The organism is Brevibacillus antibioticus, assembly GCF_005217615.1.
Classification (GTDB): domain Bacteria; phylum Bacillota; class Bacilli; order Brevibacillales; family Brevibacillaceae; genus Brevibacillus; species Brevibacillus antibioticus.
The window spans coordinates 3,690,908-3,706,408 of the sequence record NZ_SZNK01000001.1 but is presented as its reverse complement, the minus strand read 5'-3'; the positions used below and the strand labels follow the sequence as shown (position 1 = coordinate 3,706,408).

General features: G+C 45.6%; 16 protein-coding genes, 2 pseudogenes and 1 riboswitch. Of the genes and pseudogenes, 11 read left to right on the top strand and 7 right to left on the bottom strand.

Going from position 1 to position 15,501, the window contains the following annotated elements; genetic code table 11:
• Positions 1 to 118: 118 nt before the first annotated feature.
• The 6 genes from E8L90_RS17410 to E8L90_RS17385 all read right to left on the bottom strand — a co-directional run bounded on the left by E8L90_RS17410 (position 119) and on the right by E8L90_RS17385 (position 6,027).
• Positions 119 to 1,171 carry an alpha/beta fold hydrolase gene (locus tag E8L90_RS17410; protein ID WP_137030545.1) on the bottom strand — a complete coding sequence of 351 codons (1,053 nt, stop codon included), beginning with the start codon at positions 1,169 to 1,171 and terminating at the stop codon, positions 119 to 121.
• A gap of 113 nt (positions 1,172 to 1,284) precedes the next feature.
• Positions 1,285 to 2,757: a methyl-accepting chemotaxis protein gene (locus tag E8L90_RS17405; RefSeq protein ID WP_137030544.1), complete on the bottom strand. Its 1,473-nt coding sequence runs from the start codon at positions 2,755 to 2,757 to the stop codon at positions 1,285 to 1,287.
• Between the two features lie 3 nt (positions 2,758 to 2,760).
• A complete protein-coding gene (locus E8L90_RS17400) occupies positions 2,761 to 3,315 on the bottom strand; it encodes a GNAT family N-acetyltransferase (RefSeq protein WP_137030543.1) in 555 nt (184 codons plus the stop codon).
• Between the two features lie 194 nt (positions 3,316 to 3,509).
• A riboswitch (cyclic di-GMP riboswitch) is annotated at positions 3,510 to 3,593 on the bottom strand.
• Positions 3,594 to 3,763: 170 nt separating this feature from the next.
• Positions 3,764 to 4,426 (bottom strand): peroxiredoxin-like family protein, encoded by a 663-nt coding sequence (locus tag E8L90_RS17395; protein WP_137030542.1) that lies wholly within the window; start codon positions 4,424 to 4,426, stop codon positions 3,764 to 3,766.
• An 84-nt stretch (positions 4,427 to 4,510) separates the two neighbouring features.
• Positions 4,511 to 5,188: a Crp/Fnr family transcriptional regulator gene (locus E8L90_RS17390; RefSeq protein WP_137030541.1), complete on the bottom strand. Its 678-nt coding sequence runs from the start codon at positions 5,186 to 5,188 to the stop codon at positions 4,511 to 4,513.
• On the bottom strand, positions 5,188 to 6,027 hold the full coding sequence (locus E8L90_RS17385; RefSeq protein ID WP_137030540.1) for a DNA alkylation repair protein: 840 nt from the start codon (positions 6,025 to 6,027) through the stop codon (positions 5,188 to 5,190). The genes E8L90_RS17390 and E8L90_RS17385 overlap by 1 nt, the downstream gene beginning before the upstream one ends.
• A gap of 133 nt (positions 6,028 to 6,160) precedes the next feature.
• On the opposite strand from E8L90_RS17385, the gene E8L90_RS17380 reads away from it, so the two are divergent.
• From E8L90_RS17380 to E8L90_RS17360, 5 genes and pseudogenes are all read left to right on the top strand, one after another.
• The gene (locus E8L90_RS17380; RefSeq protein ID WP_137030539.1) at positions 6,161 to 6,346 is read left to right on the top strand and encodes a hypothetical protein; all 186 of its coding nucleotides are present in this window, start codon (positions 6,161 to 6,163) and stop codon (positions 6,344 to 6,346) included.
• A 123-nt stretch (positions 6,347 to 6,469) separates the two neighbouring features.
• A pseudogene (locus E8L90_RS17375) lies at positions 6,470 to 6,832 on the top strand (DNA alkylation repair protein); the annotation flags it as partial.
• 202 nt (positions 6,833 to 7,034) lie between these two features.
• Entirely contained in the window at positions 7,035 to 7,811 is a 777-nt protein-coding gene (locus tag E8L90_RS17370) for an amino acid ABC transporter substrate-binding protein (protein ID WP_137030538.1), read from the top strand.
• Positions 7,812 to 7,883: 72 nt separating this feature from the next.
• The gene (locus E8L90_RS17365) at positions 7,884 to 8,543 is read left to right on the top strand and encodes an amino acid ABC transporter permease (protein WP_017251947.1); all 660 of its coding nucleotides are present in this window, start codon (positions 7,884 to 7,886) and stop codon (positions 8,541 to 8,543) included.
• A 14-nt stretch (positions 8,544 to 8,557) separates the two neighbouring features.
• Positions 8,558 to 9,304 carry an amino acid ABC transporter ATP-binding protein gene (locus E8L90_RS17360; protein WP_137030537.1) on the top strand — a complete coding sequence of 249 codons (747 nt, stop codon included), beginning with the start codon at positions 8,558 to 8,560 and terminating at the stop codon, positions 9,302 to 9,304.
• A gap of 64 nt (positions 9,305 to 9,368) precedes the next feature.
• On the opposite strand, the gene E8L90_RS17355 is transcribed toward E8L90_RS17360, so the two are convergent.
• Complete coding sequence (locus E8L90_RS17355; protein WP_137030536.1) at positions 9,369 to 9,632, bottom strand: KTSC domain-containing protein; 264 nt, start codon at positions 9,630 to 9,632, stop codon at positions 9,369 to 9,371.
• Positions 9,633 to 10,095: 463 nt separating this feature from the next.
• Between E8L90_RS17355 and E8L90_RS17350 the strand changes: the two genes are divergently transcribed.
• The 6 genes and pseudogenes from E8L90_RS17350 to E8L90_RS17325 all read left to right on the top strand — a co-directional run bounded on the left by E8L90_RS17350 (position 10,096) and on the right by E8L90_RS17325 (position 15,403).
• The gene (locus tag E8L90_RS17350; RefSeq protein WP_007726768.1) at positions 10,096 to 10,422 is read left to right on the top strand and encodes a PadR family transcriptional regulator; all 327 of its coding nucleotides are present in this window, start codon (positions 10,096 to 10,098) and stop codon (positions 10,420 to 10,422) included.
• A gap of 4 nt (positions 10,423 to 10,426) precedes the next feature.
• Entirely contained in the window at positions 10,427 to 11,179 is a 753-nt protein-coding gene (locus tag E8L90_RS17345) for a VanZ family protein (RefSeq protein ID WP_137030535.1), read from the top strand.
• A gap of 139 nt (positions 11,180 to 11,318) precedes the next feature.
• On the top strand, positions 11,319 to 13,619 hold the full coding sequence (locus E8L90_RS17340; protein WP_137030534.1) for a glycoside hydrolase: 2,301 nt from the start codon (positions 11,319 to 11,321) through the stop codon (positions 13,617 to 13,619).
• 11 nt (positions 13,620 to 13,630) lie between these two features.
• Positions 13,631 to 13,741 (top strand): annotated as a pseudogene (locus tag E8L90_RS17335) (SDR family oxidoreductase); the annotation flags it as partial.
• Between the two features lie 131 nt (positions 13,742 to 13,872).
• Positions 13,873 to 14,133 (top strand): spore germination protein, encoded by a 261-nt coding sequence (locus E8L90_RS17330; protein ID WP_137030533.1) that lies wholly within the window; start codon positions 13,873 to 13,875, stop codon positions 14,131 to 14,133.
• Positions 14,134 to 14,257: 124 nt separating this feature from the next.
• A complete protein-coding gene (locus E8L90_RS17325; protein WP_137030532.1) occupies positions 14,258 to 15,403 on the top strand; it encodes an alpha-hydroxy-acid oxidizing protein in 1,146 nt (381 codons plus the stop codon).
• Positions 15,404 to 15,501: the final 98 nt, after the last annotated feature.

Below are 15,501 nucleotides of genomic sequence, written 5' to 3'. Positions count from 1 at the left end.
GATTATCAGAGAACACGTGCGAATATCGAATGAAGGTTCTCCTCCCGGAGAGCCTTTTTTCATACATTAAAGAAGAAAACCGCTACATCGGATAAACGAAGACGGGAGAAAGCTGAGTTCACCTCAGTCTCCTCCTTTTTCGAATGAGCTCTACAAACTCCTCTGCCTTTTCAATGTGTGGAGCGTGCCCCACATTTTCCATGACAATCTCCTGATAGGAACCACCAGCGCGCTGATATTGTTCAAGCACGTCACGAATTTGGGAGACCATCGGCTGCGGGGGGTATTCGTCTTCGCCCGGCCATCCGGGGACATAGCCAAGCTTGCCCAGCGTACCGAAATCAGCTAGCGACTGATCTGAGACAATGGCATCATCCGCACCGCGAATCCATAAAATCGGACACTTCGGCTCAATTTGGACAATACCGGACAAATTTACGTATTTGGGAGAAATCGCATTCGTAATCCCTGTCGTTCCAGGAGCGACACCGGGCCAATCGTTTACGTATTCAAAGGCACCGGGGTAAAAGCCCTCTCCCGTTCTTGTAGAGATTATCGCACTCACATAACGGTCTTCCCGCTCTGAGTCAACCTGGAACGGCGGCTTGAAATAAAGCTGATTCATGACATTGCGAGGACTGGAGGGAGATTCATTGCCCATATCTTTGGCTGCAATCCTTTTGACCAGCTCGGAGTTGGCGGCTCCTCCACCGGAGCCTGAGAAGCTACTGTAGCACGGAGTGCCAGCTAAATCCTTGGTTCCGCCAAAGCCGTAAGGGGACATGGGGGCGATGAGAATCAGAGAGCGCACTTCCTGCGGGTGATCGATGGCAAACTGCATCACGATCCCACCGCCCAACGACCAGCCGGCAAGATGGACGGGTGTTGGCAAATCCAATGCCCGAATAAACGAATAAAGGTCATCCGACCAGTCTCGCAAACCGCGTGTCGCATCGAGGGGCAATGCTTCACTTGCTCCATAGCCACGCATATCAGGTGCATACACACGGTACTGGTCACATAGAGCCGCAATGGTATCATCCCAGAACAAGTTAGCTGATGCATTACCGTGAATGAGGAGAAGCGGTTCTCCTTCCGGTACACCTGCTGTCAGATAGGAAATGAGCAGTCGATCGGTCTGAATCGTTTTGGTTTCGATTCGTGCATCCATCAATGATGTGCCTCCTTTCGAACTTTTAATATCAGAATATTTCTATTATATATCTATTCGGTTACAAAATGAGAAAAGAAAACAACCGCCCGTGAAAGGCGGTTGCAGGAAGGTTACATATGGAGACCACGCATCTGTTGTTCGATTCTCTCAAAGCCGCCAGATACCTTAACGACTTCGTCTTTTTGCTCAGAAACGAGAACTAGCACTTCTTCCAGGTTCTCTTTGTTCTTGTCGGTAATATCTGCATTGACTTCAACTTTTGCGCCGACTTCCTGAATCATGCTGTGAACATGGATGATGAACTCTTGCAGGTTTTTCGTTTTATCCGCGAAGTTTTGCATGTAGTTGTCCATATTGGTGAACATTTCTTGTACTTCGAGGATACCCTCGCTATTTTTCTCAAAAGAAGTCTGTGACTCAGAAATCATATCGGATACGAGCTTCATTTTTTCGCGAATGGTCATGAGCAGGTTCGAAATCGACTCTGAGGATAGCTTGGAGGATTCAGCCAGCTTCCGTACTTCATCTGCTACGACAGCAAATCCACGGCCGTGTTCACCTGCACGAGACGCTTCAATCGTGGCATTGAGTGCCAGAAGATTGGTTTGTGCAGAAATCTCGGAAATGGTTTGAATGATTTTCCCAATCGATTCGGTTTCTTTATTGAGCTCTTGAATCAGCTGGTTCGTACCTTGGATGTCCTTGATGAATCGTTCAAAATCATTGCCGATGTTGCCAATGCGTTTACCGCTCTCGTTAGTGGCTTCTTTGGTCGATTCTACGTATTCATGCATCTCCGTAACAGAGCGGGTCATATCCTCAACTTGCAGATTCGTCGAGCTCATTTCCCGACGCAGCTCGTCCGTATTGCTGGTCTGGACCGTAAAGGACTCCATAATGTCTTGCAGGGAAGCAACGGTTTCGACAGCGCGAACATTTACACCGTCCGTTACCTTGTTCAAATTCTCTTGATAGTCTTGCATAGAGGTGAGTGATTCATTGATCTGATCCAGAACACGTTGCAACGATTCCTTCGAGGCAATCGCTTCTTGCTTTTGTTGCTCACTTTCCTTTTGCAGCTTGTTATTGAATACAGCATGCATCATGCTCGTGACAGAGACGAAGCAGAAGGTAAGCAGGAAGTACATCAGGTCAAGATTGCTGGTCGAATGGAAAATCAATTCTCTCTGTGTCAGGAAGTAGTAAGAGACAATGCCTAATGTCGATACAATGGTCAAAATATTGATGAGTCGGTCTTGATAAATTCCCATAACTGCTACAAAGAACATAATGGTCATGATATTGATCATATGCGGGTCTAGTCCAACAATGATGAACATGAAGATTCCGATTACAGCGAAGTTGAAAAACTTCATGAAAGGCGCTGCTTTTTCACGGAAGCTCGGGCGATTGGAGATGTAAGTAAAAGGTGCCAGCACGCCATACAAAATACCCAGTACAGTGAGAACGAATGCGTACGGTACGCCTAGAAAGAGGTTTAAGACCTGAACAACCGTAATAATACTTGCGAATACGATTACGACCCAATTGTTTCTTCTTCTCAATAGATCAATGTTATCCATGTTTTACCCACCTACCTCGACTTTTACTTGGTTGGATGACGACGAATTGTACCAGGAATATTTCGAATCGTGCTTATTGTCATAGACATCTTTTAGATGGAAGAGGGTCGGAATAGCATCGGCCCCTTTATAAAAGACGATATCTTTGGTCTGAATCGCCTTTACATGATACTTCTTGTTAATGAACGTAAAAAAAGTCGGATCTGATACACCGATTGCGTGGGTATAACCATGCTTTTCAGCGTAATCTATCATCAAGCAAATTCCTTTTTGCCCTAATTGTCCACGGTATTTCGGCAAAACAGCGAGACTGTCTACCTCCATTACTTTCATATCTTCTGTAACAACATCCTGAAATAGCGATTTCATATAAGCACTTGATTTGGAAAAGGGTATCATTTCAAATGTTCCACCTGCTTCACCATCATCGGCAAGTAGGAGGAATTGTGCGGAGCCTTCTTTTGCGTACTCCATCTCGAAACCCATGCTTGTCCATACTGTTTCTTTGATTTCATGAAATGTAGCTAATTCTTGTACGGTTTCTACTTGTTTGTACATAACTTCTCCACTCCATCATTTTCTCTGATTGAACTGTGTTGTGTATGCTTGACGTCTCAAAAGTTATGCTTTTCCATCTGTTACAAAAATGAAAGTGCTTTCATCCTCCTTTCAAAAAACGAAACACAAAAAAAGGCCGTTCCATCGAAATGGAACAACCGAAGCTACCAACATCAAAAAAATGGTATCAAGATGATGGCAACCCGGCTATCATGGTCAAAGACTGTAGACCCGTGGTTTTGCGTCGCCACCTTTCGATGACTTTGCCTTTGCAGTTTTTAGTATAATTTGTAAATGAGTGTCGAAATTTGAAAGATATAATCATGCAAAATATAAGACATAAGATATATCCTTGTCAAGTTTTGGTAGGGGAAAGAAACTAATTGCTCGTAACGGATAGACGTACAAAGAACCAGTTGTGGTATCAACTGGTTCTTCCTTATAGGCGTTAGGTTAGGGTACGTAGAATGTCTAAAACTTCAGTAGGCTCCATGCGTTTTTTGTAATCGGGATCTAAGTATGCTGATCGGATTACGCCCTGGTTGTCGAGGATATAAGTAGCTGGTATGGGGAGTGTCCAGGAATCGTCGCTATTAAAATGCTTGAGATCGATATCCAATGTTCGGTAGGTATCCTGGAAATGATCAGGTAATCTGAATCTGAGTTTATATTTTTCTGCTACCCGGTTATTGGTATCGCATAGCACGGGAAAGCTCAGTCCGTTTTTCTCTTGCATTGCAAGAGAGTGTGCAGGAGATTGTGGACTAATGGCAAACAATTGGGCACCCAGTGAAGTTATCGTATCGACCTGTTGTTGGTATGCTTGCAGCTCCAAATTGCAGTAGGGACACCATGATCCACGGAAAAATGTCAGGACGACGGGACCTTTTACGACTTCTTCCGACAAGGCAATGGTCTTGCCAATGTGATCGTTCAAGGTGAAATCAGGTGCAATCGAACCAATCGGCAAGCCCTTTGCATGCCAAGAGGTCCGCAGCTCCTCGATTGATCTTGTAAATGCATCTGTTACTTCACGAGTGAGCAAGTCCGCTATTTGTAAGGTTGTAAAATCTAGTTCTTCGCGCAGGCTCTGAAAATGTGGTTTATCCATATGTCGTTCCCCTCTTTTTCGAAAGAATAGTAGAAGCCATAGCTATACGATATCTTTCGTTTGGAGGGAAAGATGTAAACTGGATTACATTTTCTTCAAAATTCTGTCCCGATGAATGGAAATGGATTTAAAGCTTGTTTGAATCAGTTCTTCTCTTGCTAATGCACGTAATGCTACCGTCACAGCTTCCCTGGATGCCCCGACAAAATGGGCGAGCTCTTGATGGGAAAGAGGTAAGTCAATTTTTTGAAACGCCGAACTGTTAGGATTGCCAAATTGATCGGCAAGCTTTACTAACGTGGAAATAATGCGATCTTGTAAAGGGAGAAGGGCAAGATTTTCGGCTGATTGGCTGATCGAAACCATTCTATCGCTAATGAGCTTCATGATCTTCAGCATTAGTTGCGGATGTTCGATTATGTAGCTCTCAAATTTGGCTTTACTCATTTTACAAATGAGGCAGTCTTCGATGGTTTCTATATACATCTCTCGCGTACCTAATGAGAGCAGATCCACTTCTCCAAACACATTGCCTTCTCCGAGGATATCGAATGTGAACTGTCGCCCATCCCGATTCACTTTATATAAACGTACTTTCCCCTGTTTGATGAAGTAGAAGCCCTCTGAAAAAGTTTCTGGTGTTTGGATGCACGTATTTTTGGGGAAAGGTGTTAAGGAGGTTAATTGATCGATTAAGCGCAAACTTTCCTCGGATAATGAATTCAACAAATAAAATTGGGATAAATATGTGATTCGGTTCATCATTTCTGTTCGGTTCGGGTCTTCAGGATGGTTCTTTTCGCTTTGGTGACAATTCTCTTCGTTTCCTTTGTATCCGAGATTCTTAGCCACTTGTCACAAAGCTGCGTCACCCAGTCTGGTTGTGATTTACTCGCATCGTTCAACCAATTCCCTACAGAGTCTTGAACATATTTAGATGCATCTGACATCAATGGCGTGAGCAAAGGCACGCAGCGAGCAGGCTCATTTTTCAATGCGTCAATATGCTTACACCAGACGCCGCGTGGGCGGGTGGCTTCTACCGCAAATCGGCGTATATTCTCGTCAGTATCAAGTACCCATTCGCTCAGGAGTTGAATGGAATGGTTCAGATCATGCACGAGAGAATCCCGAATCGCCATCCATGCAATCTCTCTCACTCCAAAATGATGATCAGCCGCGAACTTTCTTATTTGCCTGAGTTTTTCTTCGACTGATAATGTGTTGTCCAAGCCAATGATATAGGCACTCCAGCAACGCACACTGTCTGACTTGTGAGTGGCCAACGATAGGAAAACAGGAGACGTAGCTATGGGTTCACCCGATTTGTGTAAGATCGCAAGTAGTTCTTGTCCAATCAGACGGATCGCTTTCATTCCGCTCGTAGATCCCGTTTCTTCTAATTGATCAACTAGAGGAGAGACATACGCGCCTAATAGAACATGAGGCAGAACGCTTCGTAACAGATGAATATGATCAACAGCCTGCCATTCAGTCAAATTGACACTTTCTAATTCTCCAGCATGAAGGAGTGCTAATACATTCTCAGGGATGAGCGAGGCTTTACTTGCTCCTTTTCTCGTGTGTACTGAATCAGGCATTTTCAACAACTCCCTTTTCACAGAAATGGTAGACATTCAAAACGGAATGGCTGCAACAAAAGTATACATAAAAATCACCCGTAACAAAAAATTTCCAACCATCCGATAACTAGAAGGAATAGGAGGGGATTTTATGAAGGAAGTAAAAGTGATTGAATTCTACTTTTCCGGAGGCGGTGAAACGATTAGCGTCGAAACGACGGAACCGGAAGAGATCATTCAAATGGTCGCTAATCAAGACGGTGGATGGTTACAGTACGATGATGTTGTCATCAACGTTAGAAATGTTTCGTATATCAAGGTACGTAGTCAGGCGTAAGGATAGGAAAAGGGCGTAAAGCTCCAACACGAAAAAGCTCTCCTTTAATGTGGAGGGCTTTTTCGTATTGGAGGTAGCGTTGCTGGTTATCCTATTAATAGAAGAAAAGGGTGGGTGGCAAGATTGACGCTGGAAGAAGTTATGCAGAAGCTCGAAGCGATGGGGACGGAACAGACGAAAAAAACGTTATTGCGGCATGGGGCGAAAGAGCCTTTGTTTGGCGTGCGAGTCGGCGATATGAAAAAGCTGGTCAAGGAGGTAACGCGTGATCAGCAGCTCGTCCAGGCGCTGTACGATACGGGAAACTACGATGCCATGTACTTGGCCGGATTGACGGTTGACCCGAAGCGCATGACAAAAGAGCGGCTGCAGGCTTGGGTTAAGGAAGCGTCTTGGTACGCGCCCGCCGAATATACGGTTGCAAGTGTAGCCGCTGAGAGCCATTTTGCGATGGAGTTGGCACGGGAATGGATCGAATCAGAGGAACGAGGGAATGTCGGAAAAAAGAAAAAGACGTGCATCTGCTAGTCGGGCATTTTACTCATTCATTTGGCGTATATTTCTAAGGTGCTTTTGTTTACTAAAGTATCGACTATTCCTTGCTAATGTGCTATCATGATACCTTGTTAACGTATTACCACTTTATCAGAGTGAAATATAGAATAGGGCAACGAGGGGGATCATCACGATGAAGAAAATAGCATGGATGTCATTGTTGTTGAGTGCGATGGTTTCATTGGTAGTGGGCTGTTCCAGCGCAAAAACTGGCGCTGACGCGAACAAGCTGATTATTGGAATTGATGATAAGTTTGCACCAATGGGATTCCGGGATGAAAAAAATGAGCTAGTCGGTTTTGATATTGATTATGCGCGTGCAGCTAGCGAAAAAATGGGAAAACAAGTCGAGTTTCAACCAATCGATTGGAGTGCAAAAGAGTCTGAACTAAATAGCGGTCGTATTGACTTGATCTGGAATGGATATACGATTACAGATGTGAGAAAAGAGAAGGTTCTCTTTACCAAGCCTTATCTGAAAAACGCGCAAGTAGTGGTCACGATGGCAAATAGCAACTTGACCAAGCTGTCAGACTTGGCCGGTAAAGCAATTGGTTTGCAAAAGCTGTCTTCGGCAGCTGACGCTGTCAATGCAAGTGACATGAAAAATCAGGTCAAATCCATTACAGAGTATCCTGATAATGTACTGGCTTTGAGTGATATGAAGATTGGCCGCGTGGAAGCAGTTGTCATCGACCAGGTTGTAGCCGATTACTACATGGCAAAAGAACCTGGAGCCTTTAAGGTGATGGAAGAATCACTTGCACCTGAGGAGTATGGAGTGGGCGTCAAAAAAGGGAACGAGGCGTTATTGAACGAACTTCAAAAAGCGTTGGATACCATGAATCAGGATGGAACCGCAGCTAAAATATCGGAAAAATGGTTTGGCGAAAATCGCGTGTTGAAATAAACGGAAGATACGATGGCTTCGCCGAATGATTGGCGAAGCCACGCTTTATTATAAGGATTAGGAGCATATCAGATGAGCTTAGACTATATTATCTCCATTACCGTGCCCATGCTAGAAGGGGCGCAGATGACGGTGTTGCTGTTCTTTATCGCTATCCTTGCATCGATTCCATTGGGATTTCTCATTACCTTAATGGCGAATAGCAGCAACAGAGGTCTGTCTTGGTTCGCGCACACCTATGTGTATGTCATGCGTGGAACGCCTCTATTATTACAGCTATTGTTTTTTGTCTTTGGTCTCCCTCTCTTGCCAGTGATCGGAGAATACTTGGTTATGGATCGATTCGTAGCTGCATGCCTCGGCTTTGTGCTGAACTACGCAGCGTATTTCGCGGAGATTTTCCGTGGAGGACTGCTGTCAATCGATAAAGGACAGTACGAGGCAGCGCAGGTCCTCGGCTTTAGCAAATGGCAGACAACGAACAAGATAATTTTGCCGCAAATGTTCCGCGTGGCTTTGCCTGCCGTCGCAAATGAATCAATCACTCTTGTAAAAGACACAGCGTTACTCTATGCGGTTGCCGTCCCAGAATTGCTTCACTTTGCACAAACGGCTGTGAATCGCGACTTTACCATCGTTCCGTTTTTTATTGCTGGAATCATTTATTTGTTGATGACGCTATTGTTGACGTTATTCTTTAAGTGGCTGGAAAAAAGGTTCAAATTCGAATAAAGGGCTGGCACAATATGGATATCATACAAGTATCGAATCTAAAGAAATCATTTGGCAATCAGGAAGTCTTGCGAGATGTCTCGTTTTCGGTGAAAAAGAACGAAGTCGTGGCAGTAATCGGGCCTTCTGGCTCCGGCAAGAGCACGATGCTACGCAGCTTGGTCAATCTGGAGCAGGTGAATGGAGGCAGCATTCGTGTGCAGGATGATTATCTGGTGAAGGACGGCGCTTATGCCAGCAACCAGGAAATCAAGCAGATCACATCGAGAATGGGCATGGTCTTTCAGCATTTTAATCTGTTTCCTCATCTCACAGTAAAAGAAAATCTGGAGATCGCACCACGCGTAGTCAAAGGTGAGGCGTCTTCGGACATTCAGCGAAAGAGTGCAGAGCTCTTGGAAAAGGTCGGCCTGTCTGATAAGGCAGACGCGTATCCGGCGAAGCTCTCAGGCGGACAGAAGCAGCGTGTGGCGATCGCCAGAGCTCTGATGATGAACCCGCAAATCTTGTTGTTTGACGAGCCTACGTCTGCACTTGATCCCGAACTGACGGGTGAGGTCCTGCAAGTCATCAAGCAGCTTGCACAGGAGCATATGACGATGATGGTTGTGACGCATGAGATGGGATTCGCACGCGAGGTGGCGAACCAAATCATGTTTATGGACAAAGGGGAATTCGTAGAGTCGGGGACACCGGAGCAATTGTTTACAAACGCTAAATTTGAGCGGACCAAATCTTTTTTGCATCGCGCATTAAAATAGTATGATCAACAACAAATGCCCTCAGTGTCGCGAAGACAGACTGAGGGCATTTTGTATAGATAGGCTACATCACCTGATAGTTCAAGTAACGTTGGCTGATGAACGAATGAAAATGATCGCTGAACGAGTCAGCATTTAAAAACGCATTATAAGCGTAAGGAGTGACCCGACAGTAAACGACCTCGCGTCCATCGTGAAAACGGATGTAGAGGTGGCTCGTAGCCAGATTGTAGCGAGCAGCTTTGATCAATTTCGAATCCAGTTCCTTGTAGGTAATTTCTTGGGGTTGATTCTGACGTGGCAGAAATTGGCGGAAAAAAGATCTCAATGTACGTGCAAACTCCTTTATCTAAAAATCAGCTTATCTATTTCTACGAGTCTTCATTTTACGCAAAAATTTTGATTCGGAATACAAAAATAACACACCGATTGCAAAATAGGCTAAGAGAACCGTATTCAGAACGATCATCGAAAAGTCGGCAAGCATGTAAGTGCCTCCTGTTAGAGAGAATGAAGTCACGAATTGAAAGTAACCTGCTCCAAAAAGTGAAAATCTTCTTTTGCTTCATTCTACGGACCTATAATCTGGTTGTGTGTAGAAAAGAATCATCATCCGAAAGTATGTCGACTCATGAAATACGTTGTGGAATATAGTCTATATTACCTATTTTGTTATTGTCAATAATTACATGGAACCAAAACTATTATCCGCAAAATTCCTTGGTTAACTACCTTGTATCACGAGGTATAGTGTGATAATCTCTAGGCATGCACGAGGAGGAGATGCTTTTGTGAACAAGGAGCTGTTGAAAGGAAGCATCGATCTACTGCTTCTCTCGCTGATCGCGCAGAAAGATCAGTATGGCTACGAGTTGGCCAAGAAGATTCGCGATAAAAGCGATGAGCTGTATGAAATCGGTGAAGGCACACTATACCCTGCCCTAAAGCGACTGGAGACGCAGAAGGCAGTGGAGTCTTACTGGGGGGAAGCCAGTGAAGGCGGACGCCGCAAATATTATCGGATTACCAAGACCGGCCAGGGACTTCTTCAAGACAAAATGAAGGATTGGCAGAGCTTGAGCAGACTCATTTTGCTTTGCAATGAGGGAAGTGAGTAAACGAATGAAACTCGAAGAATATGCAGAGCAGGTTGTCAGTCGCTTGCCGTGCTCGAAATGGGAGAAGCGGGATATTAAAGATGAGCTGATGGATCATTTGAACAGCATGAAAAGTGAGCTGGTCGAAGAAGGCTATGAAGAGCAGGAAGCCGTTTTACTGACCATTCAACGATTTGGTTCGGCGAAAGCAATCAGTCGGCAACTGTCTGAGTCCATGCCGCTTATTGATAAATACATCCGTAAATGGCTCCTGTCCTTGTTTTTCTTGTATGTAGCTATCTCCAGTTATCTCTTGTTATTGTCACCGGACCGCTTCCGACGCAGAGCTTTTACCTTGGAATGGAAGCAAAGGATGCTGGAATACGGCGTCCCGCAATATACGCATTTGTTCCAAAATACGAAACCATTTCAAACCTTGGTGGATTACGTTTTTCATTATGATAATTACAACTTTGGCACTGTCATGTATAACCTGATTGGCAATGTCATGCTGTTTGTTCCGCTCGGGCTGTTGCTGCCGCTGATATTTCTATCCTTTCAAAGCGTGCATCGTGTGTTTTTTCTCACGCTTTCGGCCAGTCTCATCGTCGAAACCTTGCAGCTATTGTTTTCGTTAGGCAGCTTTGATGTCGATGATTTGCTACTAAATGTACTCGGCGGACTGATTGGCTATGGGATGTTTCGAGTAGGGGCGGTGCTGATCCACAAGCGACGGAACAACAAATTTGATGACGATCTGTCTGCCTCATCTTTTTAGCAGGACAAGAGTTGTAAAAGCCTATTGGTTGACCGAGGTCGTACAGTTGTAAGGCGGCCTTGGCAAAGGCTTTGGTCATTTTTTTTGTACATGTACATCGTAATACGATATACATAGTGAATCGATTTAGGAGGGTTTTATGAAACGAACAACGATTTTTCTCATGGTAGTTGTACTCCTGCTCCAAGTCGTCGTTGGCTGTGAGAGCAATAAGGCTACCGAGCAGGTGCAGACGAAGCAGCATGCAGATTTTACTTTTGAGGTGAAGCCAGAGACCTTCGAAGTGTTCGTCGAGAGAGACGGAGTGAAGGAAATTGCTTCGGAGCCGATTCTTGCGCGCAAGGTAACGAATGTACAAAAAGGTGAACAAGAGATTGCTTGGAGCTACCCAGACGATCAGCTGGATGTCTCGATCAAAAAGAAAGAGGATCATTTGCAAATCACCCTGACCTCCACAGGAACAGGGAGCTTTTCCTGGCCGGCCGTAAAAGGAGCAAGTTACATGTTGCCCTTGGGAGAGGGGAAATGGGTTCCTGCGGATGACAGCAAGTGGCAGTCATTTTTAAAAGAAGAGAGTCTTAGCTTTGCTGAGTCTTTTTCCATGCGCTTTTTTGCTGTGAACAAGAGCAAGTATGCGCTGATGTACGTCGTAGATAATTTGTTTAACAACACCGTCGATTTTTCCGTTGATCCGACGATTGCGTTTACGTTTGCGCACGAGTTCCCGACGATTAATCCGGACAAGACCTACGGGTTCCGCTTGTATGTCACAGATAACGATCCGGTTAGCGTAGCGGGTGTTTACAAGCAATATGTCAAGGAGCAGGGAGAACTGCTGCCCCTGGCAGAAAAAGCCAAAGCCAAAGCCAATCCGAGTATCGAAAAGCTTTACGGGGCTCCTCATTTTTACTTGTGGAATAAGAGCTTCCTATCGGTCAACGATGTGAAATGGAATGCGCTGAAAACGAAACTGAATGCGAACTTCATCGGGGCACTCGAGCAAATCTTGGCTTCCAATGGGGTGGACGGAAAAGAGAGCATCCAGCAATTCCGCGAGATTCAAAAGCAGGATTACGTCGCGGATTTTCAAAAGAAAGCGATCCTCAGCGGGTTGAATTACGCTTTGTGTTCCCGTGAATTTTACAATCTGCAGCTATTTCCACAGGTCAGTGAAGAGGCAAAAAAATCGTTTGGAAAAGGGATCGACACGTTGACGGACTCACAGCTGTACGACTTGAACAAAAAGGTGCTAAAAAGTGTGCTGCAAGATGTCGTTCCACCTGTGGAACAGTGGGGGAATGCCGACTCTACGGATCTCTTGAAAGAAATGAAAGCGGCAGGGATTGATCAGGCATGGATCGGTTTGCCGAATTGGACGGCTGCCTACATGAAGCCAGCATTCATCCAAGAAGCGAATGAGACAGGCTATTTGATCGCCAGCTACGATTCCTACCATTCGATTCATCAGGAAGAAAATCCCGATTGGAATACGGCTATTTTCAAGGATAAGAGCTTGTATGAGAATGCGACGATCACGAAGAAAAATGGAGAGAAGAAAGCTGGTTTTCTCCAACAGGGCAGATTGCTGAATCCGACTCTATCACTGCCGAGTGTCAAACAGCGAATGGATGAAATCATGAGTAACGATGTCGCTTTTAACTCGTGGTTTATTGATGTGGATGCAGCCGGTGATTTTAACGATGATTATTCGCCACAGCACACGACGACTGAGGCAGAGGATATGAAGGCGAAGCTTGCCCGGATGGACTATATTCGTGATGAAAAGAATTTGGTCATCGGCTCTGAGACTGGAAATGACTTCGCCAGCCGGAGTATCGCCTTTGCCCATGGCATTGAGACACCTGTCATCAAATGGGCAGATCCGGACATGCGAAAAAATAAGCAAAGCCCGTATTATGTAGGAGGCTACTGGTCTCCGGCGGGAGAGATTCCGGAACGATACGCCAAACAGGTTCCGATCAAGGAAGAGTATCGCCAGGTATACATTGATCCTGTGTATTCATTGCCACTGTACAAGCTGGTCTACAATAACGCGGTGATCACGAGCCATCATTGGGAGTGGGGCAGCCTGAAGATCAAGGGTGAAGTCGGCACCCGTATGCTCAAGGAGCTGCTTTATAATGTACCTCCACTCTATCATCTGGATAAAAAGATGTGGGATGCTGAACAAGAGTTGATCATGAACTATCTGAAGGTATGGTCTCCTTTCCATAAAAAAGCTGTGCAGCAAGAAATGACCGATTATCGCGTGTTGTCCGAAGACAGGCTCGTGCAGAAGTCGGTTTATGGGGATGATCTGCAAGTGATCGTCAATTTCTCCCAGCAAGATTTCACGTACGAGGGTCAAGTGATGAAGGCCAGATCAGCGCTTATCATCGACGGGAATGATAAACAGACCTTCCTAGCCCCAGCGCAGTAGGAACAATGAAAAAGGCTGCTCTGTTCCTTGCCAGCGACGATGCTTCCTTCGTCACAGGGACAACCCTGCTGGTCGATGGCGGTGTTATACCACGCAATAAAAAGGTCCTTCTCCTCGCGTAGCTTTGTCTACTCGGGGAGATTTTTTTTCGCAAGATTACATCGGACAAATGCCCTCAACCATCGTCCAAGCGGGCTCAAAACCGTTCGAATATGATGGAAATAAGCCATTACGCAACGGGGAGGGAGGAGTTTTGCCGACTTTTGTGGGCACGGTGACAATTACCAATAATGTCGGGAATATCAACTTTGGCGATACGGCAAACAACTCCCCGAAAAGCGTAACCAAAGCGTTTGCTGGCTCTGGTGGAAATAATAGCGGTAATGTAGTGAAGGTCATCAATGAAAATAGTCAGACCATCACATGGGTGGGTTCAATTTCCCGTGGAATGAAGGCAAAAAAAGCAAAGAAACAAATCCGTCGCAAAGCCCGAAAAGGCAAAAAGAAAAAGTAGCCTTGAAAAAGGCGTGTGTGAAAGTGGACAAGCTCAATAATAGAGTTTAGATTAAGACTATTGAGAATTTACGTGAATTGAGATAAAAAAGATGAAAGATGATCGCAGAAAGGAAGCAAACCAGATGACAAAAACAAATGAGGAATCACTCTTATTTACCCGTGTGAACAAGGAAACGCAGGCACTGCCGATTTCCATTGAAGATTGGGAGAAAAAGGCGCGAGAGGTTTTGCCGGATGGACCATTTGATTACGTTGCCGGGGGATCAGGGGCAGAGGAAACGCTGGTAGAAAACCGGACAGCTTTTTCTCGTTGGGCAATCATTCCGCGGATGATGAGGGATGTGACGAATCGCACGCTCGGTATTTCGATGTACAATCAAGCGCTGCGCACGCCGCTCTTCTTGGCCCCTGTTGGCATGCAGACGATTTCACATCCCGATGGAGAGCTGGCGTCGGCCAAGGCAGCAGTAGCAGCCGGAGTGCCGTTCGTAGCCAGTACGGTTTCGGCTCACTCACTCGAACAGATTGCCGAAGTGATGGGCGATACCTATCGCTGGTTCCAGCTCTATTGGTCGAATGATCGAGAGGTTTCGGCGAGCATGGTCAGACGAGCGGAAAAGTCTGGCTATTCTGCCATTGTCCTCACGGTAGATACCGTTATGCTAGGGTGGAAGCGCAGAGACTTCCGCAACGGGTATTCGCCATTGCGCGAAGGAAGAGGACTGGCAAATTACTTGACAGACCCTGTTTTTTGCTCGAGACTCCCTGAGGTAACGCCGGAGAATGCAGTGGAGGAAGTGTTGAAAAACATTTATCATCCAGCGTTGAATTGGAACGATATCGCTTTTTTGCGTGAGCATACCCGTCTGCCGATTTTGGTAAAAGGCATTTTGCATCCGGATGATGCGCGACTTGCTTTAGAGCATGGTGTAGATGGAATCATTGTCTCCAATCACGGTGGGCGGCAGATGGATGGCGCTATTTCTACGCTGGATGCGTTGCCAGCGATTGCTGAGGTGGTAGCGGGCAAAATACCTGTCTTGCTCGACAGTGGCGTGCGTACAGGAGCAGATGTTGTTAAAGCGATTGCTTTAGGGGCCAATGCCATCCTGATTGGTCGCCCATTCCTGTATGGACTGGCTGTTGCCGGAGAGCAAGGCGTAGCGAGTGTGTTAGATACACTCATCCATGAATTTGACGTCGCGATGGCGCTGTCTGGCAGCAATTCTGTTGCAGACCTCAATCGCAGCATTCTTGCCCGATTGTAAGCGATGCAGCCCGTACATACCCATTGTTGAAAAAAGTGAGCCGGGCTACATGCACTGGTTCATTTTTTTGCAAAAATGTTGTTTCTACCGCAGTGTTC

Excerpts from the sequence above, each read along its gene's own strand:
- E8L90_RS17410 (WP_137030545.1), bottom strand. The coding sequence starts at position 1,171 with ATGGATGCACGAATCGAAACCAAAACGATTCAGACCGATCGACTGCTC.
- E8L90_RS17405 (WP_137030544.1), bottom strand. The coding sequence starts at position 2,757 with ATGGATAACATTGATCTATTGAGAAGAAGAAACAATTGGGTCGTAATC.
- E8L90_RS17400 (WP_137030543.1), bottom strand. The coding sequence starts at position 3,315 with ATGTACAAACAAGTAGAAACCGTACAAGAATTAGCTACATTTCATGAA.
- E8L90_RS17395 (WP_137030542.1), bottom strand. The coding sequence starts at position 4,426 with ATGGATAAACCACATTTTCAGAGCCTGCGCGAAGAACTAGATTTTACA.
- E8L90_RS17390 (WP_137030541.1), bottom strand. The coding sequence starts at position 5,188 with ATGAACCGAATCACATATTTATCCCAATTTTATTTGTTGAATTCATTA.
- E8L90_RS17385 (WP_137030540.1), bottom strand. The coding sequence starts at position 6,027 with ATGCCTGATTCAGTACACACGAGAAAAGGAGCAAGTAAAGCCTCGCTC.
- E8L90_RS17380 (WP_137030539.1), top strand. The coding sequence starts at position 6,161 with ATGAAGGAAGTAAAAGTGATTGAATTCTACTTTTCCGGAGGCGGTGAA.
- E8L90_RS17370 (WP_137030538.1), top strand. The coding sequence starts at position 7,035 with ATGAAGAAAATAGCATGGATGTCATTGTTGTTGAGTGCGATGGTTTCA.
- E8L90_RS17365 (WP_017251947.1), top strand. The coding sequence starts at position 7,884 with ATGAGCTTAGACTATATTATCTCCATTACCGTGCCCATGCTAGAAGGG.
- E8L90_RS17360 (WP_137030537.1), top strand. The coding sequence starts at position 8,558 with ATGGATATCATACAAGTATCGAATCTAAAGAAATCATTTGGCAATCAG.
- E8L90_RS17345 (WP_137030535.1), top strand. The coding sequence starts at position 10,427 with ATGAAACTCGAAGAATATGCAGAGCAGGTTGTCAGTCGCTTGCCGTGC.
- E8L90_RS17340 (WP_137030534.1), top strand. The coding sequence starts at position 11,319 with ATGAAACGAACAACGATTTTTCTCATGGTAGTTGTACTCCTGCTCCAA.
- E8L90_RS17325 (WP_137030532.1), top strand. The coding sequence starts at position 14,258 with ATGACAAAAACAAATGAGGAATCACTCTTATTTACCCGTGTGAACAAG.